General features: G+C 69.5%; 14 protein-coding genes. 3 read left to right on the forward strand and 11 right to left on the reverse strand.

Annotation, left to right across the window (positions count from 1 at the left end; all coding sequences use genetic code 11):
• Positions 1–5 precede the first annotated feature (5 nt).
• From pgmB to B7K23_RS15300, 6 genes are all read right to left on the reverse strand, one after another.
• Positions 6–2423 carry a beta-phosphoglucomutase gene (gene pgmB / locus B7K23_RS15275; RefSeq protein ID WP_084127529.1) on the reverse strand — a complete coding sequence of 806 codons (2418 nt, stop codon included), beginning with the start codon at positions 2421–2423 and terminating at the stop codon, positions 6–8.
• Positions 2420–3655 (reverse strand): glycoside hydrolase family 1 protein, encoded by a 1236-nt coding sequence (locus B7K23_RS15280; RefSeq protein WP_084127530.1) that lies wholly within the window; start codon positions 3653–3655, stop codon positions 2420–2422. The genes pgmB and B7K23_RS15280 overlap by 4 nt, the downstream gene beginning before the upstream one ends.
• A gap of 56 nt (positions 3656–3711) precedes the next feature.
• Positions 3712–4572, reverse strand: coding sequence for an ATP-binding cassette domain-containing protein (locus tag B7K23_RS15285; RefSeq protein WP_084127531.1), 861 nt, complete (start codon positions 4570–4572; stop codon positions 3712–3714).
• A complete protein-coding gene (locus B7K23_RS15290; protein WP_084127532.1) occupies positions 4569–6365 on the reverse strand; it encodes a dipeptide/oligopeptide/nickel ABC transporter permease/ATP-binding protein in 1797 nt (598 codons plus the stop codon). Before B7K23_RS15290 ends, B7K23_RS15285 begins: the two co-directional genes overlap by 4 nt.
• The gene (locus tag B7K23_RS15295) at positions 6362–7303 is read right to left on the reverse strand and encodes an ABC transporter permease (RefSeq protein ID WP_084127533.1); all 942 of its coding nucleotides are present in this window, start codon (positions 7301–7303) and stop codon (positions 6362–6364) included. The genes B7K23_RS15290 and B7K23_RS15295 overlap by 4 nt, the downstream gene beginning before the upstream one ends.
• Before the next feature lie 87 nt (positions 7304–7390).
• The gene (locus B7K23_RS15300) at positions 7391–8947 is read right to left on the reverse strand and encodes an ABC transporter substrate-binding protein (protein WP_084127534.1); all 1557 of its coding nucleotides are present in this window, start codon (positions 8945–8947) and stop codon (positions 7391–7393) included.
• 109 nt (positions 8948–9056) lie between these two features.
• Here B7K23_RS15300 and B7K23_RS15305 point away from each other — a divergent pair, with 109 nt between their 5' ends.
• The 3 genes from B7K23_RS15305 (at position 9057) to glgX (ending at position 14745) form a co-directional block, all read left to right on the forward strand.
• On the forward strand, positions 9057–9647 hold the full coding sequence (locus B7K23_RS15305; protein WP_084127535.1) for a TetR/AcrR family transcriptional regulator: 591 nt from the start codon (positions 9057–9059) through the stop codon (positions 9645–9647).
• A gap of 116 nt (positions 9648–9763) precedes the next feature.
• Entirely contained in the window at positions 9764–12541 is a 2778-nt protein-coding gene (locus B7K23_RS15310; RefSeq protein ID WP_143338333.1) for an alpha-L-rhamnosidase, read from the forward strand.
• A gap of 47 nt (positions 12542–12588) precedes the next feature.
• Entirely contained in the window at positions 12589–14745 is a 2157-nt protein-coding gene (gene glgX / locus B7K23_RS15315; protein WP_084127537.1) for a glycogen debranching protein GlgX, read from the forward strand.
• A 103-nt stretch (positions 14746–14848) separates the two neighbouring features.
• Here the strand turns inward: glgX and B7K23_RS15320 are convergent, their stop codons facing one another.
• The 5 genes from B7K23_RS15320 to B7K23_RS15340 form a co-directional block, all read right to left on the reverse strand.
• Positions 14849–18529 (reverse strand): glycosyl hydrolase 53 family protein, encoded by a 3681-nt coding sequence (locus B7K23_RS15320; RefSeq protein WP_084127538.1) that lies wholly within the window; start codon positions 18527–18529, stop codon positions 14849–14851.
• 146 nt (positions 18530–18675) lie between these two features.
• Positions 18676–19566: a sugar ABC transporter permease gene (locus B7K23_RS15325; RefSeq protein WP_084127539.1), complete on the reverse strand. Its 891-nt coding sequence runs from the start codon at positions 19564–19566 to the stop codon at positions 18676–18678.
• Positions 19566–21164, reverse strand: coding sequence for an ABC transporter permease subunit (locus B7K23_RS15330; protein WP_143338334.1), 1599 nt, complete (start codon positions 21162–21164; stop codon positions 19566–19568). The genes B7K23_RS15325 and B7K23_RS15330 overlap by 1 nt, the downstream gene beginning before the upstream one ends.
• Positions 21165–21308: 144 nt before the next feature.
• On the reverse strand, positions 21309–22580 hold the full coding sequence (locus tag B7K23_RS15335) for an extracellular solute-binding protein (protein WP_084127541.1): 1272 nt from the start codon (positions 22578–22580) through the stop codon (positions 21309–21311).
• A 154-nt stretch (positions 22581–22734) separates the two neighbouring features.
• Positions 22735–23316: beta-galactosidase trimerization domain-containing protein (locus tag B7K23_RS15340; protein WP_200809865.1), on the reverse strand; the 582-nt coding region annotated here is incomplete at its 5' end.

The raw sequence follows: 23316 nt of genomic DNA on the forward strand, positions 1-23316 counted from the left end.
TTCCCTCACCAGCGCGCGTCCTCGTAGCCCATGAACGGGTCGACCGGGCTCTCGCCGCGGAAGTCGTCCTCGCCCGTGAGCTTCGCGACGACCGCGTCGACCGTCTGGTCGTTGGCCGCATACGCGTTGACGTACGTGCGCACGAACGGCACGTCCTGCAGGTGGTACGGGCTCCCCAGCGACACGAACAGCGTCGGGATCTCGGTGAGATACCTGGGCAGGTTGCCCGCCGTGAAGGTCGCCCAGTGGAGGCGCGCAACGGTCTCGTTCGAGCGCGGCTGCACGTCCGCGACGTAGATCACGGCGTCGTAGTTCTCGAGCAGCTCGGCGCCGTTGACGCCGCCGTCCACCCCGACGCGCTTGAACATCGTCGATCCGGGAGGCCCGTCCTCGAACAGGGTCGCCGCGAAGCCTCGCTCATTCAGTTGCGCGGTGAAGCGCTCGGCGGGCCCGGTGAAGGACAGCAGGCCCCGCAGCGAGTACACGAGGACGCGCTGGTGGCGCTCCGTGTCGAGCGGCAGCAGCCCGGCCTCCTTGTCCTTGACCAGCGTGATGCCCGCGTCGGCCTGCTCGCGCGACCACGTACGGTGCTTGGCCGTGTCGATGCCGTCAAGACCGGGGACGAGCTCCTCGGGAGACTGTCCCGCGTGGAGCCCGAGCGCGGCCTTGAGCGCGAGCACGCGCGTGACCGCCTGGTCCACGCGAGCCTGAGAGATCACGCCGTCGCGCACACCCGCGAGCATGTGCGCATGATCTGCGGCGTAGTCCGGGGTGAAGAGGAACATGTCGCAGCCGGCGGCGACCGCGGCGGGCACGAGCTCGGCGCGGGGCATCTTCATGAGCATGCCGCCCATGAGCGACGCGTCGGTGATCACGACGCCGTTGAAGCCCATCCGCTCCCGCAGCAGCTCGGTCGTGAGCTCCGGCGCGAGCGACGCGGGCAGGATGTCCTCGTCCGCGATGCCGGGGCGGAGCGCCCGGCTGTAGGCAGGGAGCGCGATGTGCGCGGCCATGACCGACAGGGCGCCCGCCTCGATCGAGGCGCGGTAGGCGGCCCCGAAGGTCTCCTCCCACTCCTCGACGCCCAGCGTGTTCACGGTCGTGACCAGGTGCTGGTCACGGTCGTCGACGCCGTCCCCGGGCCAGTGCTTGATGGACGCCGCGACGCCGTGATCCTGCAGGCCCTTCACGAACTCCACGCCCATGCGAGCCACCCGCTCGGGGTCCGAACCGAAGGCACGGTTGAGCACGATCGGGTTGCGCGGGTTGACCTGGATGTCGATGATCGGCGCGAAGTCCCACGTGACGCCCAGCGCACGACCCTCGACCGCGGCGACCTCGCCCATCCGGTACGCGCACGAGTCGTCGCCCGTCGCGGCCGCCTGGAGCGGCGTGCCGACCTGCGTGGCCATGAAGCTCGCGCCGTCCGCGCCATTCTCCAGGTTGCCAGCGATCAGCGGAGGCACCGCGCTCGCGGCATGGAGATGGCGGTTGAGGCTCACGGCCTCCTCCACCGGAGCGGCGCGGCGCATGAAGCCGCCGGGCTGGCTGACCGCGATGTCGGCGTCCACGCCCGCGGGGTCGTTCGCCATGAGGAAGAACAGCTGACCGACCTTGTCCTCGAGCGACATCGCGTCGCGGGTCGCGACGACCCAGGCCTGCGCGTCCGCATCGAGGTGGAAGGGCGCCTCGCCGAGGCGCACGGGAGCGGTGTCGGACATGGTCTCCTCCTTGGAGCCGATCGTGAGCGAGCCCACGAAGGTGATGCCGCGCTCGGCGAGCGAGCCGGCCGCGCGAAGTCCGGGGATGACGACGTCTGCCTCGTCGAGCACGGCCGGGTCGCCGATGCCGACGGCGGTCATGCCGCCGCCTCGGGCGGCCTGGACGCCCGCGATCGCGTCCTCGAAGACAACGCAGTCCGCGGGGTCGACGCCGAGCGCCTCGGCGCCCGCGAGGAACACCGCGGGGTCGGGCTTGGCCTTCGTGACGACCGAGCCGTCGATGATCGCGTCGAACAGGTCGCGGATGCCGAGCCGATCGAGGATGAGGGGCGCGTTGCGACTCGCGGAGCCGAGCGCGGTCGGCACGCCCCGTCGCTTGAGGTCCTCGAGGAAGGCGAGCGCGCCCGGGAGCATGTCGTCCGGGGTCAGTGTTGAGATCGCCTCGACGTACTGCGCGTTCTTGTCCGTGGCGAGGCGGACGGCCTCCTCCTCGGAGACCTCCACTCCCCCTAGCCCCAAGACGATGCGGAGCGCGTCCATGCGGCCGACGCCCTTGAGCAGCTCCTCGTCCTCGTCCGCGAGCTCGAACCCCAGCCCGGCCGCCATCGCGCGCCACGCGATGAAGTGGTGCTTGGCGGTGTCGACGATCACGCCGTCGAGGTCGAAGAGCGCGGCCTTGGCGGCGATCGCGGTCGTGGTCATGACGCCACCGCGGCGGACGAACGGCGGGCGATCTCCTTCGCGAACACGGCGGCCGAGGCCTTGGGAGTGCGCTCGAGCGTCGCGCGGTCGACGCTATGGAGGCCGAACCTCGGCCCGTAGGCGAAGATCCACTCGAAGTTGTCGAGCAGGGACCAGTGGCAGTAGCCGAGCACAGGGACGCCGTCGGCGATGGCCTCGTCGAGGCTCGCGAGCGCGGCAGGCAGGAACGCGCAGCGCTGCTCGTCGTCCGGGGTGTTGAGGCCGTGCTCGCTCACGAGCACCGGCACGCCCGAGGCCTCGTGGCAGTAGCGGACCGCTCCTCCGAGGGACCGCGGCTCGACCTCCTGCTCGCCGGCGTGGGCATCGACGCGCCCCTCCGGCCCATAGAGGAGCTGCTCGTAGTTCTGCACGCCGACGAAGTCATCGTCCTTGACCAGACGCAGCCAGCGGCCATAGCACTCCTCGCGCACCGCGTCACGGGCCTCCTCGCCGCCGGGAAGGGCGACGTCGTCGGCGACCGCGAGCGACAGGCCGACGGGCAGATCCGCGCGGCGCGCCTTGATCGCGGCCTTCGCCGCGAGGTGGGCCTTCTCGAAGCCGTCCTCGAACGCATCGAGCTCGTCGAGTCGCTGAACGTTGCCGGCGCGGTAGCGCTCGACCCCGGCCGCCTTCGACGCGGCCTCGAGCGTGACCTCGTGCCCCTTCCAGGCCTCGGGAGGAAGGAAGCCTCCCGCGAGCTGACGCTGGAGGTTGGGCTCGTTGAGCGTCACTGCGATCGCGATGCGGTCGCCGATGCGGTCCATCACGACGCCGCAGAAGCGCGCGAAGTCGTCCGCCGCCTCCTCGACGAGCCACGAGCCGCGAGCGCCGAACCAGTGAGGCGACGTGAAGTGGCTGAAGGTCACCACGGGCGCGAGGCCGCGCTCAAGGCAGCCGTCGATGACCGCGTCGTAGTGCGCGAGCGCGAGCTCGTCGACGACGCCCTGCTCAGGCTCGACGCGGCACCACTCCACGGAGAAGCGGTAGGCGTTCAGACCCATCGCGACGGCGAGGTCCAGGTCCTCCTTCCACCGCTCCCAGCTGCCGCACGCGGGCCCCGAGGGCTCGGCGAACACGGTCGGCGTGACACTCTCAAGGAACGAGGTGTCCGACGTGGTGTCGCCGCCGTCGGTCTGGTGACCGGAGACCGCAACTCCCCACAGGAAGCCAGGGGACGTGCTGACGCTCGACATGGGTGGTGCTCCTTCCGTGACGCTCGCTCGCGCGGCGCCGACATCTGTGTGGTGGTTCAGGCCGCTCCGGCCTGCTCCTGCTGCTGCGCCTGGATCTCCTTGAGCCTCAGGCGGTCGGCGCGACGCTGCTCCTGAGCGAGCGGATCCGGCACCGGAGAGGCGAGCAGCAGGCGCTGCGTGTACGGGTGCTCGGGGGCCGACGTGACCTTGTCCCCGTCGCCCCATTCCACGAGCTCGCCGTGATAGAGCACGGCGACGCGGTGAGACATCTCGCGAACCACGGCCAGGTCGTGCGAGATGAAGAGGTACGCGACCCCCGTGCGCTCCTGGATCTCGAGGAACAGCTCGAGTACACGGGCCTGCGTGGAAAGGTCGAGCGCCGACACCGGCTCGTCGCAGATGATGAGCTTCGGGTCGAGAGCGAGCGCCCTCGCGATCGCGATGCGCTGGCGCTGGCCGCCCGAGAACTCGCGCGGCATGCGGTCCGCGGCGTCAGCGGGGAGCCCCACGGTGTCGAGCAGCTCCTTCACCCTTGCTGCCGCCTCCGTCTTCGAGGTCCTGCGGATGATCATCGGCTCGGTGAGCGAGTCGCCGATCGTGAGCGAGGGGTTGAGCGAAGAGTAGGGGTCCTGGTAGACGACCTGGATGTCGCGGGTGAGCTCGCGGCGACGCTTCTTGCTGGGGTGGCTGATGTCCTCCCCGTCGAAAGTGATCGTGCCGCCGGCGACCGGGGCGAGGCCCAGGATGGCGCGGCCGATCGTCGTCTTCCCCGAGCCCGACTCGCCGACCAGTCCGACGGTCTCGCCGGGCTTGATGTCGAAGTCGACGCCGTGGACCACGCGGATCGGCTTGGCGCGCATCCCGCGGCCGGGGTACTCGACGACCAGATCGTCGACCTTGAGCAGCGGCTCGGTCATGACAGCTTCTCCATTCCGAGGGTGCCGGTGCTCGCCATGCCCGGCAGCGGCGCGCGCGGCGCACCCGTCGGGATCGCGGAGAACAGCGCCTGCGTGTACTCGTGGCGCGGGTCGTCGAACACCGCCTGCGTGGGGCCGTTCTCGACGATCACGCCCTGGCGCATCACCGAGACGCGGTCGCAGATGTCGGCGACGACGCCGAAGTTGTGGGTGACGATGAGCACGGCCATGCCGAGCTCCTCCTGGAGATCCCGCAGCAGGTCGAGCACCTCGGCCTGGACGGTGACGTCGAGCGCCGTGGTCGGCTCGTCCGCGATGAGCAGGGCGGGATGGGAGGCGACCGCGCCCGCGATGAGCACGCGCTGGGCCATGCCTCCCGACAGCTGATGCGGGTACGAGTCGAACGTCCGCTGCGGATCGGGGATGCCGACCCTGTCGAGAAGGGAGATCGCCCGCTCGTGCGCCTCGGCCTTCGACATCCCGAGCACCGAGCGCAGCGGCTCGGTGAGCTGCGACCCGATCGTGAACGCCGGGTCCAGGTTGGACATCGGCTCCTGCGGGACGTACGCGATGCGGCTGCCGCGGTACCTGTTCATGGTCGCGTCGCTCGCGTCCGTGAGGTCCTCGCCATCGAAGACGATCGAGCCGGCCATCACCTTGCCGCCCTTGGGAAGCAGCCCGAGCACCGAGAACGCGGTCTGGGTCTTGCCCGAGCCTGACTCCCCGATGAGCCCGTGGGTCTCGCCCTTGCGGACCTCGAGGCTCGCACCCCTCACGACCGTCGCGAAGCCCGTGCCGGCGGGGTAGGCGACCGCGAGGTCCTTGACCTCGAGGAGCACCTCGGCTTGCCGCTCGTCCTCGTGACGCATGATCTCGGGAGCCGGGCTCTCGAGCGCCCAGGCCGCCTGGCCCTTCACCTTCTTGAGGTCGGACGTTCCCTCGAGCTCGTCGCGCAGCGCGGTGCCGAGCAGCGTGAGGAAGATCATCGTGAGGCCCAGCGCGAGCGCGGGCCACAGCACCAGCTGTCCGGCGCGAGTGATGTTGTAGAAGCCCTCATTGAGCATCTGACCCCACGTCGGGTTCTCGGGGTCACCGAGCCCCAGGAAGTCGAAGCCGGCCTGCATGCCGATACCGGCGGCGATCGTGCCCGCGGTCAGCAGGATCACAGGAGCGCGCACGGCCATGAGCACGTGGCGGCCGATGATGCGGCCGTCTCCGAGGCCCGAGGTGCGGGCCGCGTCGACGTAGAGCTCGTTCCTGACCGACCTGACCGAGTTGTAGACCACGCGGTAGTACACGGGCGAGATGAAGACACCGAAGATCGTCATCGTCCACCACATCGACGGACCCATCACGGAGCGCGCTGCGATCAGCACGATGATCGAGGGGATCGACATCGTGAGGGCCGTGAACCACGAGCCCATCGTGTCGATCCAGCCGCCGTAGTAGCCGGCGATCAGCCCGGCACCGACGCCGATGACCGTGCCGACCGCGGCGACGAGCAGACCGCCCGCGAGCGACAGCCCGGTCGCGACGAGCAGGCGGGACAGGATGTCTCGACCCGCCGAGTCGCCGCCCAGGAGGTAGTCCCCGCCGGGCTCGGCGAAGATCATCTTGAGGTCGGTGGCCGTCGGATCGAACGGCGCGATGAACGGCCCGATGATCGCGATGATGGCGATCAGGGTGAGGAAGACGATCGAGATGCCGCCGAGCGGGTGCGTGATGAGCCGCTTGAGCAGGCCTGCGCGAGGCGCGCGGGTATCCGTGGCTGCGGGTGCGGGTGCGGAGCTCATGAGAGTCGGACCTTCGGGTTGACCCACGCCTGCGCGACGTCGACGAGGGTGTTGACGATGATGACGATCACGCCGGTGATGACGACGATGCCCATGACGACCGGGATGTCACCCTGAGAGGTGCTCGACAGCGCGAGCGGGCCGAGACCGGGGATCGAGAAGAGCTGCTCGACGATGACGGCGCCGCCGAGCAGGATCACGAACTGGAGTCCGAGGATGCTGAGGGCGGGTCCCGCAGCATTGCGCAGCACGTGCTTGTACACGACGCTGCGGTGCGAGAGCCCGCGGCTGCGCAGCGTGCGCACGTAGTCGCGCTCGAACGCGTCGAGCATCGAGCCGCGGACCTGCTGCGCGACTCCACCGATCGAGCCGATCGTGAGCGCGAGGACCGGCAGCGTGATGCTGAGCAGCCACTCGGGCACGGAGTCCGAGGGCTTGGTGTAGCCCGTGGCCGGGAACCAGTCGAGCTGGATCGCGAAGACGAGGACCAGCACCATCGCGACCAGGAAGCCCGGGATCGCCTGGCCGATGACGGAGAGGATCTGCACCGCGCGGTCGAGCCAGCCACGCTTGGTGGCGGCGAACGCACCGAGCACGATCGCGATGATCGCGGTGAGGACCACCGAGCCGACGGCGAGGGTGCCCGTCACCTGCATGCGGGTCGTCACCGCCTCGATGACGTCCTGGCCGGAGAACCACGAGAGACCGAAGTCGCCGCGAAGCGCAGAGGTCACCCAGTCCCAGAACCTCACGAGGACCGGCTGGTCGAGGCCGAGCCTCTCCTCGACCACCTGGACGGCGTCCTCGGTGGCCGACTGGCCTGCGATGCGGCGCGCGGTGTCCGTGCTGCCGAACTGCAGCAGGAAGAACGTCAGTGTCGCCAGCGTCGCGATGAGGCCGACTCCCGTGACGATGCGCCTTCCGATGAAGCGGAGCACGATGACCCTCCTTGTGTGGGGGAAGCTGCGGAGTGATGGTGCCAGCGGGGCGGGTGGGGGCTCCCGCCCCGCCGGCGGTGATCAGGGTCAGGCGGTCGGGACGATGTCCCAGAGGTTGGGCACGGCCTGGCCGCTCTTGAGGGTGACGGAGGTGCCGTCGGCCGTGACGACCACGCCGATGTAGCGGTAGAACGGCGCGAACCAGGCGTTCTCGACCAGGTACTCGTTCATCTCCTGAGCCGCGGCGTCGCCGTCCTCTCCACCCATGCGCATGCGGTCGGCGAGAGCGTCGAGCTCGTCGGTGCTCTGGTGGTAGATGTTCCACGCCGAGTCGACAGAGACCGCGAGCTTGTAGGTCGCCCAGGACTCGGACTCCTGGTTGAGGCCGAACTCGAACGCGGCCCACTTGCCACCGAGCAGATCGGAGATGAACGACTCACCGGCGGTCTCGTACTCGACCGTGATGCCGGCCTCGGCGAGGTTGCCCGCGATGAGCTGAGCCTCGGACTCGGGCACGAAGCCGCTGAGCGGCATCGTGATGGTGATGCCATCCGGGTAGCCGGCCTCGGTCAGCAGCTCCTTGGCCTTGTCCACGTCGTACTCGTAGTACGTGTCGAGGGCCTCGTCGAACGCGGTGGTGCCGTCGCCGAAGATCTGTGCGGTGACCTCGCCGTAGCCGGACTCGATGCCGGCCAGCAGGCCCTCGCGATCGAGCGCGTAGTTGATCGCCTGGCGCACGCGCACGTCGGCGAGAGCCTCGTCCACGACGCCCCACCGGTCGGCCAGGATCAGGCCCTTCCAGTTGAGGGTCTGCGTGTTGATCGTGTAGCCCGCGGACTCGGCGTCCGTGATCTGCGACGTCGAGTTGAGGTTCGCGACGTCGACCTGGCTGTCGCGAAGCGCGTTGAGCAGCGCGTTCGCGTCGGCGTAGTAGTTGATGACGATCGAGTCATAGTGCTGGTTGTCCGCGTCCCAGTAGTCCTCGTTGGCGGTGAACGTGTAGGACGAGCCGATCGTGGACGACTCGGAGTCGAGGACGTACGGGCCCGAGCCGACGGGAACGGTCTGGATGTCAGCGGACTCGAAGGCGGACTCGGCCTCGATGAGGCCCGAGTTCTGGCTCAGGTAGCTCAGCAGGGCCGGGTCGGGCGAGGCCAGCGTGATCTCGACCGTCGTGGCGTCGACGGCAGTGACGGAGTCGATCGAGGCGAGGTTGCCGCTGTTCTCCGACGCTCCGTTCTGGAAGCGCGTGAGGTTCTCCACCACGAGGTCCGCGTCGAGCGTGGATCCGTCGCTGAACGTGACGTCGTCACGCAGGGTCAGCGTGAGCACCGTCATCGAGTCGTCGTATGACCAGTCGCTGGCAAGGCCTGGCTCGATGGTGCCGTCGGCGTTCTGCCGCAGCAGGGTGTCGTACACGGCCGACAGATAGAGGGCGGTGTTGCCCCAGGCCGCGTCCTGCGCTGACCAGGTGCTCACGTCGACGACGGCGCCGATCGTGAGCAGCTCGGCGCGACCTTCGACGGCTGCGGCGGATGACGATTCAGATGAGGCGGTCGAGTCGTCGGTCCCTCCCGACGAGCACGCCGCGAGGGCGAGTGCGGCGACACCGGCGAGGGCGCCGGCCTTGGCAGTGCGGAGCATCGTTGCTTCCCTTCCTCAGGACGCGTCTACCTTGACGCTGCGATGACGCTAGCACGCAAAATCTAAGTCCGCAAAGAATTTAGATCACGATACTGATACGCTCTCATCCATGGCTGGGCAACGAGGCGAGTACAAGAAGAGCGCCAAGCGTCGCGAGGAGATCCTCGACGCCGCATTCGTCGTGTTCTCCCGATCGGGCTACAACGCCGCGACCATGAGCGAGATCGCCCGCGAGGTCGGCATGAGCCAGCCAGGCCTCCTTCACCACTACGGAAGCAAGCTGGAGCTGCTCCAGGCCGTCTTCGAGCGCCGCGACCAGATGGCGCTCGACATCCTCAGTGGGCGCCGCGACATCGAGTTCCTGCGCGGCCTCGTAGAGATCAGCCGCCGAAATCACGCGAAACGCCACGTACTTCGCCTCTACACGGCACTTGCCGGCGAGGCGTCGAATCCCGACCATCCCGCACGCGGCTACTTCGAGCAACGATTCGAGCTCGTCATCGGAGAGACGGAGAAGGCCTTCGCCGACTGCGCCGAGCTCGGATACCTCAAGGAGGGCGTGGACCCGCACCTCGCGGCCCTCACGTCGGTCGGGCTCACCGAGGGCATGCAGCTCCTGTGGCTCACCGGCTACGAGGAGATCGACATGGGTGAGGTCGCGCGCACCCACATCCAGCAGTACCTCTCCGTGGATCTGTGACCCTCTTAGACCGCTCAGATTTTCCAAAAACTTTGCGACTTGAAGATTTTCACCTCGTTACGTAGCGTGGTCCTCCAGGCGCCGCAGGGACGCGTGCGCACGCAGAGAGGACGATGATGACCGAGCAGCACCACATCGAGTCGCTGAGGCTCTCCCGTGAGGGACACGAGACCGCGACGACCGCCGAGCCTCTTCTCACCTGGACCCTCGCGTCGGGCTCCGCCGCGCAGACCGCCGCCGAGCTCCGGGACGCCACGGGCGCGAAGCACCGCATCGAGGGCGCGTCGACGCACCGCGTCGCCTGGCCCTTCGCGCCCCTCGCGCCGCGCGAGCACCGCACCGTCCAGGTGCGCGCCCACCTCGCCGACGGCGCGACCACGGAGTGGAGCGGACCCCTCCTGGTGCGGGCGGGCCTCCTGGACCCGAGCGAGTTCGCCGCCGCGTTCGTCGGGCTCGCCTCCCCCGAGCGGGTCGCGCAGCCCACGCTCCTGCGCCACGAGTTCACGCTGCGCGAGACGCCCGTCGACGCAGTCCTCCACGTGACCGCGCTCGGCGCCCACACGACGTCCCTCAACGGTGCGCGCGTGGGCGACCACGAGATGGCGCCCGGCTGGACCGCATACGACCAGCGCGTCGTCGTCGACACGCATGACGTCACGTCCCTGCTGACCGAGGGCGCGAACGCCTTCGGCGTCTCCCTCGCGGGCGCGTGGCGGACCGAGGCGTATGGCTTCTTCGGACGCCCCGAGCGCGTTTACGGCGACCAGCCCTCCTACGCAGCGCAGCTCCACGTGCGCTATGCCGACGGCTCCGAGGAGATCATCGCCACCGGACCCGAGTGGCGCGCCCGCGGCGATGGCCCGATCACCGACTCCTCCCTCTACCGCGGCGAGACCGTGGACCTCCGCCGCACCGTGCCTGACTGGGGCCTCGCCGGCGCACCCCTCGACGGATGGGCGCCCGTCGCGGTCGAGCAGGTCGACGCGCGCGTCGAGCAGAAGCTGTCACCGCCCGTGCGCGTCACGCAAGAGGTCGCAGTCGCGGACGTGATCACCACCCCGTCCGGCGCCACAGTGCTCGACTTCGGGCAGAACCTGGTCGGCCGCCTGCGGCTCGAGGTCGACGGGCCCGAGGGAACCGTCGTGTCGATCCGCCATGCCGAGGTCCTCGAGAACGGCGAGATGGGCATGCGCCCGCTGCGCGACGCCGTCCAGACCGATACGTTCACGCTCCCCGGCGGCCCCGTCGTGCTCGAGCCCACCTTCACCTTCCACGGCTTCCGCTACGCCGAGGTCTCAGGATGGCCCGGTGACCTGGACCCCACCGCGGTCACCGCGCGCGTCATGCACTCCGACATGCGCCGCACCGCTGAGTTCGAGTGCTCCGACCCCCTCGTGAACCGCCTTCACGAGAACGTCGTCTGGGGCATGCGCGGCAACTTCCTGTCCGTGCCGACCGACTGTCCGCAGCGCGACGAGCGCCTGGGCTGGACCGGCGACATCCAGGTCTTCTCACCCACCGCCTCGACGCTCCACGACGTCGACGCGTTCCTCGCGGACTGGCTGGTCGACCTGAGGCTTGAGCAGTCCAAGCACGACGGCCTCGTGCCCTTCGTGATCCCCGACGCCCTGCGCGACGACGACGTCAAGCCGACCGCCGCCTGGGGCGACGCCGCGACAGTCGTCCCGTGGACCCTGTGGGAGCGCTACGGCGACCTCGATGTGCTCCGCGACCAGTACGAGTCGATGCGCGCGTGGGCCGACAGGCTGATCGCCAAGGCCGGCGAGGACAGCCTCTGGGAAGGCTCCATGCAGTTCGGCGACTGGCTCGACCCCGACGCCGCGCCGGACAACCCGGGCGGGTCCAAGGTGTCGCGCGACATCGTCGCGACCGCGCACGTCTTCAAGTCCGCGCGCATCGTCTCCAAGACCGCGGCCCTCCTGGGCCACGAGAACGACGCTGCGACGTACGGCCGCGTCGCTGAGGAGGTCGCCGAGGCGTTCCGCTCCACCTACATCACCCCGGCGGGCCGCATGATGTCGGACGCCCCGACCGCGTACGCGCTCGCGATCGGCTTCGACCTGGTCACCGACCCCGAGCTGCGCCAGTCGCTAGGCGACCGCCTGGCCGAGCGCGCTCGTTCCAAGGGATACCGCGTCTCGACGGGCTTCGTCGGCACGCCGCTGATCCTGGGCGCGCTGTCCGCGACCGGGCACGCGGACGCGGCGGGGCGCCTCCTGCTCCAGACCGACAACCCCTCATGGCTCTACACCGTGTCGATGGGTGCGACCACGATCTGGGAGCGCTGGGACTCGATGCTTCCCGACGGTTCGATCAACCCCGGCGAGATGACGAGTTTCAACCACTACGCCCTCGGCGCGGTCGCGGACTGGCTGCACCGGGAGCTCGCGGGCCTGTCCTTCGCAGCTCCGGGAGGCTCGCGCCTGCGCGTCGCCCCGACGCCCCTCGCGGGCATCGACTGGGCCCGGACGACGCAGGAGACGCCGCTCGGCACCGCGTCGACCGCCTGGCGGGTCGAGGACGGCACCCTCACGGTCGACGTCCTCATCCCTGCCGGCACGGTCGCGAGCGTCGAGCTTCCCGGCGCGGAGCCCGTTGAGGTCGGAGCCGGATCACACTCGTTCTCCGCGCCCATGAACGCACCCGAGGCGCCGTCCGGGCCGTACTCGCTCGCCACGGAGCTCGCGACGCTCGTCGACGATCAGCGCGCTGTCGCCGCGATCCGCGAGGAGCTGACTGGTTTCGCTCCCGGCTACGCCGCAGGGTTCTTCGACCGCACCGCGTGGACCGAGGGCTGCGCGCTGGGCGATGTGCTCTTCGGCGTCCCCCCGCACCTCAGGGCGCAGCTGGACGCGAGGCTCGGCGAGCTCTGAGTGCGGCACTGCGCGTCATCTCCGCGGGCGGCGGGCACAATGAGGGCATGAGCATCGTCCCTCCCCCGCAGACCGCGCCGTCCCCCACGCCGCACCGACTGGGGGTGCACCTCGTCGAGGGGGGCGTCTCCGTCGGCGTCATGGCCGCCCACGCGACCGCGATGCACATGTGCGTCTTCCACGAAGACGGCTCCGAGACCCGCTACGCGCTCAACGGGCCCCAGAACGGGCTCTGGCACGCGTTCATCCCCGGCATCGAGCAGGGCGCCAAGTACGGGTTCAGGGCGACCGGCCCGTGGCAGCCGCGCAAGGGGCACCGCTACAACCCGCACAAGCTCCTGCTCGACCCGTACGGACGCGGCATCGAGGGCCGGATGGCCCGTTCGCCCGAGCCGGGCGCGAAGGCGCTGCTGTCCAACCGCTCGGACATCGACACCGCGCCGTTCATGCCGCGCTCGGTCGTCACCGCTCCCCCGTCGGGCGAGTGGCAGACCCCGCTGCCGCACGTTCCCTTCGAGGACTCGGTGATCTACGAGGTCCACGTGAAGGGCTTCACCAAGACGATGCCGGGCGTGCCCGAGGAGCTCAGGGGCACCTACGCGGGCCTCGCGCACCCCGTGGCCATCCAGCACCTCAAGGATCTGGGCATCACGAGCGTCGAGCTCCTGCCCGTCCACGCGTTCGCAGACGAGCCGCACCTCGAGCGCGAGGGGCTCACGAACTACTGGGGCTACTCGACCATGTCGTTCTTCGCCCCGCATGCCCCCTATGCGACGCGAGAGGCGCGCGACAAGGGCGCGCAGGCCGTGCAGGACGAGTTCTGCGGGATGGTCGACCTGCTGCACCAGGCGGGCCTCGAGGTCATCCTCGACGTCGTGTACAACCACACTTCCGAGGCGGGCTGGGGCGATCGCACGATCTCGTGGCGCGGGCTCGACAACCGCACCTACTACCGCGCGCAGACGCACGCGCCCCAGCACTACGACGATGTGACGGGAACCGGCAACACGCTGGACTTCGCACACCCGCGCGTCACCCAGATGGCGCTCGACTCGCTCCGGTACTGGGTGACCGAGATGGGGGTCGATGGATTCCGCTTCGACCTGGCCGCGACGCTCGGCCGGACCGGTCAGGGCTTCACGCCCGACCACCCGTTCCTCGTCGGGCTCGTGACGGACCCCGTGCTCAGCGGTGTGAAGCTCATCGCCGAGCCGTGGGACGTCGGTCTTGGCGGCTGGCAGGTCGGCAACTTCCCGCAGCCGTTCTCCGAGTGGAACGACCGCTTCCGCGACTCGGTCCGCTCGTTCTGGCTCACGACCGGCGCGGGGGCGCACGGCAACCGTCACCACCCCACGGCGCCCGAGCTCGCGACGCGCCTCGCAGGCTCCTCCGACCTCTTCGGGCACAGCGACCCGCCGGGCATGCGCGGCTGCATCGCGTCGATCAACTTCGTCACCGCGCACGACGGCTTCACCGCGCACGACCTCACGGCCTACAGCCGCAAGCACAACGAGGCCAACGGCGAGGACAACCGCGACGGGACCGACAACAACCGCTCCTACAACCACGGGATCGAGGGCGCGACCGAGGACGAGGCGATCAACGCCGAGCGGCGCAGGTCCATCCGCAACCTGCTCGGCACGACCCTGCTCGCGGCGGGCACGCCGATGCTCCTGGGCGGGGACGAGCTCGGGCGCACCCAGGGCGGCAACAACAACGCCTACTGCCAGGACAACGAGATCTCGTGGTTCGACTGGAACCTCGAGCCGTGGCAGCAGGACCTGAAGGAGTCGATCGCGCATCTCATCGCGCTGCGCCGCGCGCACCGCGTCCTGCGACCGCGTGCGTTCTACGAGGCCGTCGAGGAGGTGCTGCTCGACAGCCCCCTGCGACCCGAGGCCGGCTGGTTCCAGGCCGACGGCACGCACGAGAACGAGGACTGGTGGGAGGACCCCGCGACTCGCACGGTGCAGTTCATGCGCTCGCTCCAGGACCCCCGCGAGCCCGACGCGCTGCTGGTCATCAACGGCTCGCGCGGCCCCGCCGACGTGGTCATCCCTCCCGACGAGGGCACCGCCTGGATCTACTCGTGGGACAGCGCGCTCGACAACGTCAAGGACCTCGAGCCGGATGTGCTCCAGCCGGGCGACACGTTCTCGATGGAGCCGATGGCGATGCGCCTGTTCCTGTCGAAGGTCGACTGAGCACGTCCGCGTCCGCGCGGCCCTGATCCGGCGGAAGCCACACGCGAAGCGCCCCGGTCCGACCCCTCGCGGGGCCGGGCCGGGGCGCCGGTGCGTGGAGCCGCTAGTCCTGCCCGCGCGTCACCCTCATCGACAGCGCCACGCCCAGGCCGAGCAGCCCGATCGCGAGCGCGACGAGCGAGGCCAGCCCGAACCCGGTGAGGGCGAGAGCGTCCGCCTCGTCGGCCGAGGCCGATTCCGCGAGCTCGTCCGACGCGGCGACGGCGTCCGAGCCGTCGTCGGATCCTGAGGACTCCGCCGCATCGTCCGTGGCGTCGTCGCCGGTGCCGGCGGTCCCGTCCTCGACCGCGAGGACCGTGATCTCCTGCGCCGCGAGCACCGCGCCCTCGCCGTCCCGCACCTGGAGGTGATGCGTGCCGGCCTCGGTGTCGGCCGGGATCGTCACCGTCACCGCAGCCGCGCCGTCCACCGGCGTGATCTGGGCGAGCCGCTGGTAGACGCTCGCGATGCCGACCTCGAGGTCGCCGTCGGGAAGGCCCGACATCTCGAGCGCCACGACGTCACCGGGCATGAAGGCGCCGCCCTCGCCCGAGCCGGTGCTCGCGATCACGATGACCGCCTCGGGCCGGAGCTCGAGTGCCGCGATGGCCGCGTCGATGTCGGCGGCCGCGGCGTCGACGGCCTCCTGCGTGGTCGACGAGGACGCGAGCACGATGCCGCCCCGCTCGAGCGCGAGCGCGAGCGCCGCCGCCGTGTCCTCGGTGTACGCGGTGGTGTCGATCGCCTCCCCCGAGGCGAGGGCCGCCTCGAGAGCGGAGGTGTCCACCGTGCCGTCGGCCACCCGGACCAGCGACACGTCGTCGACGTAGGTCCAGTCGCCGCTCACGATGTCGGCGGAGAGCCACACGCTGACCGTCGAGGCCTCCGAGATCGTGAACTGCACCGACTGCGTGTCGTGGTCGGGCCAGCCGGGCAACGCGAGCGCGACGGTGCTCGTCGTGGAGCCGTCCCAGACGCCGAGCTCCCAGGTGGTCTCTCCCGCGCCGCCGAGGTTGTCGTTGCCGCCGGACGAGGTCGCGGACAGCGCGTAGGTTCCTGCGGGCAGCGCCGCCACCTCCTGCGACGCCGACAGCCAGAAGGCGGGGCCGGCGCTCGCGTCGGACCAGCCGTTGAGCGCGTAGGAGCCCTCGATGTCCGAGTACTCGGCGACCCACGAGCTCGACACCGCGCCGTCGGGCCAGCTGTCGTCGGACTGAAGGCCCGCGGTGATGGACCACGGCGAGACGTCCGAGACGCCCTTCTCGAAGCCGCCGTTGACGATCCAGTCCTTGGCCGTCACCGTGATCTCGGCCGTCGCGGTCCAGCCGCCCTCCGTCGTGCCGGTGACCGTGTACACGCCCGCGGACGTGATCAGGTCGAGCACGTCGTTCCAGGTGACGGACTCGGTGGTCTCCGAGTCGTCGTAGGCGACGACGGTGACCGTGTCCGGCAGGACGATGCTGTCGCCCTCCACGAACGAGAGCGTCACCGGTGCGACGGTCGGGTCGGGGATCGTGCCGTCACCCTCGACGAGCCCGTCCAGGGCCGCCTGGAGCTGATCGGCCGCGCCGTCGACGGACTCCTGGCTCGGGGCGTCCGAGCCGAGCACGAACGCGGCCCGGCTCAGCGCACGATCGAGCGCGAGGAGCGAGACGGCCGAGTAGCCGTCGCGGTCGACGGCCTCACCCTGCGCGACGAGCGCCTCGAGCGTGCCGAGGTCGGCGTCGGGAAGGTCGGCGCCGAGCGCGAACGACACGTCGTCGAGCGTGCCCCAGGCACCGCCGCTCATGTCCCAGTCGATCCAGATGTCGACGGTCCCGCCCTCGGACACGCTGAGCAGCGAGGTCGTGGGGTTCTGCCACACGGCGTAGCCCTCGAGCGTCGCCGACGCGGTGACCGTCGAGATCCCGGACTGGGCGCTCACGACGATCGTGTCGTCCGGTCCGGCGTCGCCGCCCTGGACGTATGCCGAGAGCCGGTACGTGCCGGCAGGGACGTCCGTGAGCGTCTGGGAGATCTGGAAGGAGAAGGCGCTGCCGCTCCACCAGTGCGTGGACGCGCTGCCCGTGTGCGGGTCGGTCCACGCGCCGATCGTGTAGCCGCTGCCCTCGCCGGTCCAGCCGGTGCTGCCGTCCTCGAAGCCGGGGTTGGTGACGAGGTTGTCCCCGACCGCGTCCGGGTCGAGGACCTCGATGGTCGCGGTCACGTCATAGCCGCCCGAGGTCTCGCCCGTGGCCGTGTAGAGGCCCGCGCCATCCATCCACGACACGTCGGTGCCCCACGTGACGGTCTGCGACTCGGAGGTGCCGTCGGTGAAACTGACGAGGACCTCGCTCGGCAGCGTGATCGCGTCGCCCACCGAGACCGCGATGCTCGGCGACTCGACCGAGTCGACCTCGCGCGGCGCGACCGAGCCGGTCACCGCGTACTCGTACACGCTCAGCGACTCGAGCGGGTAGCCGTCGAAGTCGAACAGCGCCTGGTTGTCCCACGACGATCCGCCATACCAGAGCCCGGCGTCGTCCGGGTCGTACTCGCCCGCGTAGCTGGTCGCCCAGCCCGAGCCGAACTCCTCCCACAGGAGCTTGTTGGCCGCCACATCGTCCGCGTCGCCCACCGGGAGCCACGCCGGCTCCCAGTAGAAGGTGCCGAGGCCACGGCCGTCAGATACGTCGGCGACGGCCTGCATGACGTCGCGGATCGCGAGCGCCTGGCCCTGCACCGAGATCGAGTACTGGTCGTAGGACGTGCGGATCGTGTTCTCGTGGCCGTCGCCGTCCTCGAGCGTGTACGCCCACGACACCTCGGCGACGGCCACGTCCTTGTCGAAGTCGGTCGCGATCGCGTCGAGCGTGCTCGTGAGGTTCTCGAGCGTGCCGTGCCAGAACGGGTAGTACGAGGTGAGGAACACGTCGTAGTCGACGCCGCGGTCCTCGAGCGCCTGCGCGTAGCTGTACTGCTGCCCGCGCTCGGGGTTCGTGAAGTGGACGGCGACCTGCGCGTCGGGCACGGTCGCGCGCACCGCGCTCGAGCCCGCGGCCACGATCGTCGCGAAGTCGTCCCAGCCGCCGAGCTCGACGATCTGCTCGGTCGAGTTCCAGGTGTTCTCGTTGCCGATCTGCACCATGCCGACGTCGACGCCCTCGGCGACCATGCCCGCGAGCGTGTCCGCGGTGTACTGCTCGACCACGGCGGCGCGTCGGCCGACCGTGTCGAGCGAGGTCCAGATGGCCTCGTCGATGCCCTCCCACGAGTCGAGCGAGTCGAGGTCCTTCCACGCCTTGGGCAGCTGCTGCTGGCCAGGGTGCGCCCAGAAGTCGGAGTAGTGGAAGTTCACGAGGACCCGCATGCCTGCGTCGGTGGCGCGCTTCGCGATCTCGGTCGCGCGCGCCGCGTCGACGTTGCCTCCGCCGTAGCCGTTGCCCTCGGAGTCGTACGGGTCGTTCCAGACGCGCACGCGCACCCAGTTCACGCCGTGATCGGCGAGGACCTCGAACAGGTCCGCCTCGTGACCCTCGTCGTCATAGAAGACGACTCCGGACTCCTCGAGCGAGAGGACCGACGACACGTCGACGCCGTTGATCCAGTCCTCCCCCATCCCTTCGACCTTCGGGACGGTGATCCCCGCCTCGACGGGGTCGTCCTCGGCCGCGGTGGCGACGGTCGCGGCCGCGCCGCCCCCGATCGCCATCGCCGTCAGTGCGGCGGCGGCCACGAGGGCCCTCCACCGGGTGCGCGTCGTCATTGACTCAGGTTCCCTTCCGGTCATCATCGATCGAACTGCTGAGGGGACTGCACGGGCGCGAGGTGGTGCATGGCGGCCCCTGGCACAGCACGCCCAAGGCTCCCGTCACGGAGCACTCTGCGTCAGGGGTGGGGCAAACCCCGGGATCAGCCCTTCACGGATCCCGCGGTCAGGCCGCCGACGATGTAGCGCTGGAGCACGAGGAAGAGGATCAGGACGGGGACCGCGGCGATCACGGTGCCCGCGGAGAAGATCCCCCAGCGCGCCGTCAGCTGGTCCGAGACCCACTGGTACATGCCGACCGCGAGCGTCCAGTTCTCGTTGGAGACGAGCACGATCTTCGCGAGGATGAAGTCGCCGAAGGCGGAGATGAATGCCAGCAGTCCGACCACCGCGAGCACCGGCCGCACGAGCGGGATGATGAGCTGCCAGTAGATCTGCGAGTGGGTCGCGCCGTCGATCTTGGCGGCCTCGTCCATCTCGGTCGGGATCGAGTTGAAGAAGCCGTACATGAGGAACGTATTGGCTCCCAGCGCGGTGCCGAGATACACGCAGATCAGCGCGAGCTTCGAGTTGATGCCCAGCGCGGGCACGACTTCGCCGAGCGACAGCAGCAGCAGGAAGACTGCGACGAAGGCCACCGTCTGCGGGAACATCTGCAGGATCAACAGTCCTGTGAGCGACGTGCGACGCCCCTTGAACCGGAAGCGCGAGAACGCGTAGGCCGCCGCTGCACCCATGAGGACCGCACCGATCGCGGCGGCTGCACCGATGATGAGGGTGTTGGCGACCCAGGTCCAGAACAGCGTGTCGCTCAGGCCCGCGAAGTTGTCGAGCGTGAACGAGTTGAACAGCCGCTCGGTGCCGCGCAGGTTGCCGCCCTCGTCGAAGGAGGCGGACAGGACGAAGACCAGGGGGAAGGCCGCGTAGAAGATGATGAGCGCGGCGAACGGGTACTTCCAGCCGACCTCGACCCACCAGCGACGGCGACGGGCGTCGGTGCTGCGCTTCTCGTCCACGACGTGTGCTGCGCTCATCACTGGATCTCCTCGAGCTTCTTGGTCTGACGGAAGGCGATCGCGGAGACGATGCCGACGACGATGAACACGACCACCGACAGCGCGGACGCGAGACCGTAGTCGGCTCTACCGCCTGCGATGCCGGAGATCTGGTAGATCGCCGAGATGAGCAGGTCGGTGCTGCCGAGCGGCACGGAGGCGTCGGTGAAGCGAGGCCCGCCATTGGTGAGCATGTAGATGATCGTGAAGTTGTTGAAGTTGAACGCGAAGGACGCGATCGCGAGCGGCGCCGTCGACACCATGAGGAGCGGGAAGGTGATCGAGCGGAACATGCGCCACTTGCCGGCGCCGTCGATCTTGGCGGCCTCGGTCGTCTCCGAGGGCAGCGACTGCAGCGCGCCGGTGCAGACGAGGAACCAGTACGGGTAGCTCAGCCACAGGTTCACGAACAGCACCGCGAAGCGCGCGAGCCACGGATCGCCGAGCCAGTTGATGTCGGCCCCGAAGAAGAACCATTGGTTGATGACGCCGAACTCCGCGTTGAGCATGCCTCGCCACAGGAGCGCGGACATGAACGCGGGGAACGCGTACGGGAGGATGAAGAGCGTCCGCAGCACCTTCTTGCCCTTGATGCGGTCGTCGTTGAAGACGAGCGCGAAGAACAGGCCGAGCAGGAAGCTCGAGGCCACGGTGAGGAAGGCGAACGCGAAGGTCCACAGCGTGACCTTGAGGAGCGGTCCCGCGTAGTTCTCGTCGGTCACCGCCTTGGTGAAGTTCTCGAGGCCGATGTTGACGTAGAAGCCGACGGTGAGCTCGGAGCCGTCGTCGCCGACGAACGTGCCGTACTCGTTCGGGGTGTAGACCACGCCCGTCTCGGTGTTGGTGAGGGTCGTGGTCTCCTCGTCCCACACCAGCGTCGACTTGTAGATCGACGCGGTCGAGGCGTTGCGGGTGCGGAGCGAGCCGTCGTCCGCGTCGTCGGAGACCGGCACCCTGATGTCGGTGACCTGCTGCGCGAGCGCCTGGTCGCCAAGGAGCTCGGAAACCGAGACGATCTCCCAGCCTGGGATGTCGGTCGGCATGCCGGAGCCATCGGCGGTCGCACCGTCGACCGCCGCGAGCGGCTGCTCCTCGGTGCCGACCTGCACGACGCCGTCGATCGTGACCGCGAAGCCGAGCGTGTCGCCGTCGCGCACGACCGCGAGTGGGTAGCTCGGCGAGCCCTCGACCTGGCGCTCGTCCTGGATGAGCGCGGCGTCGACCGCCTGCTGCATGTTGACGTTGTGACCCGCACCGTAGTTGGTAGTCGCCACGTAGGCCGTGTAGCCCATGACGAACACCTGGAAGACGAGGAGGAAGACGAGCCCGGGGAAGATGTACTTGAGAGGAAGAGTCCGCTTGGCGAAGTAGATCCAGTTCGCCGCCACGAGCAGCGCGACCGAGACCCACAGGATCGTCCACTGCTCGATCCCCCACGCGGACATGATGATCGCGAGCCCGACGGCGTTGACGAGCATCATCAGCATCAGCTTGACGATGAAGCCCCAGCCGATGCCCCTCCAGCTGCGGGCGGGAGACTCGGCCGGAGGCGCCGGAACCTCGGTCTCGGTGGACATCTGCTCTCCTGTCATACGTTCATGATGCGCGGTGGGTGCCGCCTGTGCGGCGTGGGCCGCGTGCGCGGGGTGGGCCGCCTGTGCGGCGCGAGCCGCGTGCGCGGGGTGGGGTGCTCACGCGCCCCACCCCGCGGTTGAGGTGAATCAGCCCTCGAGGGCCGCGGTGAGGTCCGTGATCATCTTGTTCCAGGTCTTGGACGGGTCAGCGCCCTTGATGATCGCCGACTCGGCGGCGTTCCAGAAGTCCCAGACCGAGCCCATCTCGGGGATCGACGGCATCGGGACGCCCTGCTCGGCAGAGGCCTGGAAGCCCGCGATCGCGTCGGGGAACTCGGCGGACGACGTGTCGACGCCCTCGAATGCGGGCAGACGCGGGTCGGCGTCGTAGAGCGCCTGCATCGCGTCGGGGGTCGCGATGTAGTCGCTCAGGAAGATGTTCGCGAGCAGCGCGTTCTCCGACTGCGAGGAGACGTAGAAGCCCTGGACACCCACGAACGGGGCGGCGGTCTCGCCACCGGCGCTCGGCACCGCGTTGACGGCGAAGTTGACGTCCGTCAGCGAACCGAGGACCCACGGGCCCGCGATGGTGTACGCGCACTCACCAGCGTTGAAGAGCTGGTTGTTCGTGTCGTAGTCGATCGTGGTCGAGAGGTAGCCGGTGCCGTCCTCACCGTTGTCGTAGAGGAACTGCGCGAAGGCCTCGCCGGCCTCGCCGCCCATGCCGACCTCGGAGGTGTAGGAGCCGCCCTCCTGGACGAACACCGGGGCGCCGAACGAGGTCTGGAGCGGGTACGCCGTGTAGCCGTCACCGGTCTCGCCGTTGGTGTTGATGCAGAACGGACGGTCCGCACCGGAGTCGATGCCCGCCTGGATCATCTCGTCCCACGTCGCGGGAGCGTCCTCGCCGACGAGGTCGACGTTCTGGATGAGGGCCACGGCCTCGGTCGAGTACGGCATGCCGTAGATCTGGCCGTCGTAGGTCATGGCGTCGACCGCGACCTGCGAGAAGCTGGCGGCGTTGTCGCCGAGGTCGACGGTGTTCACGACACCGCCCTCGATGAGGGCACCCAGCCAGTCGTGGGCACCGATGGTGATGTCCGGGCCCTCACCGGTGGGGACCTGGGCGAGGAAGTCCGCACGGATGTCCTCGAAGTTCTTCTGGACCAGCTCCACCGTGGCGCCGGTCTCCTCCTCGAAGGTCTCGGCCGCAGCCTGGACCGCGGGCTCGCGGTTCTCATCGACCCAGATGGTGAGGGTCTGGCCGGTGGCGTCGATGGCCTCCTCGGTCGCCTCCGCGGTCGCGGAGGACGAGGGCTCAGCCGACTCGCTCGAGGTCGAGTCGCCGCCGCCGCTGCAGGCGGTCAGGAGCAGTGCGGACGTCGCGAGCGCGGCGCCGATGCCGATCTTGGTTCGCATGTTCTGGTTCCTTCCAGTGTGTGCCCGAGTCGCGCCTCCGAGGAGATCGCGCCGTTGCGATGGGCGTTTCGGGTCCGGACCGGATCGTCCGGTGCGGGAGGGGTGACGTGCCGGCGGAGCCTGGTCCGCGCCGTCGACACGTCGGGCGGTGCGGTCAGGCCTCACCCCCCTGCCCCGTGAGGGGTACGCGCACGACGGCTGCGCCGCCGCTTGCGACCGTCACCTCGCCCACGGGCATGCCACCCGTGAGCACGTCCGTGCCGGCGATCGGCAGTCGGACCTCCTGGTCGCCGTGGTTGAGCACCACGACGAAGTCCTCCTCGTCACCGCGACGGGTGACGACCTCGACGCCCTCGGGGAGCCTCTGCGGCTCGACCCAGGCGTCGGCGTAGACGCGTGCGTAGACCGCGGCGAGCGCGTCCGTCGTCAGCTGGGCGCTGACATACCAGGCGTGGCCCTCCCCGGTGGAGTGTCGTGTGATGGCGGGCGCGCCGTCCGCCGGTCCTCCCGCGTAGGTGCCGATCACCTCGGCGCCCGCAAGCGCGAGGTCCTCGGCCCACGCGGAGAACGGCAGCTCGGTGCCATCGTCGAGGACGACCGCCGCGGCGTCGCCGGGGCGCAGCGGCAGGTACTCGTCGCACGTCACGCCGAGCGCGCCCTTGAGGGGAGCCATGAACCCGCCGGCGTGAACCGCGTCGTGCTCGTCCACCGCTGCCGCGAAGGCGTCGACGAGCAG

The sequence above is a fragment of the Demequina sp. NBRC 110054 genome (assembly GCF_002090115.1).
GTDB lineage: Bacteria > Actinomycetota > Actinomycetes > Actinomycetales > Demequinaceae > Demequina.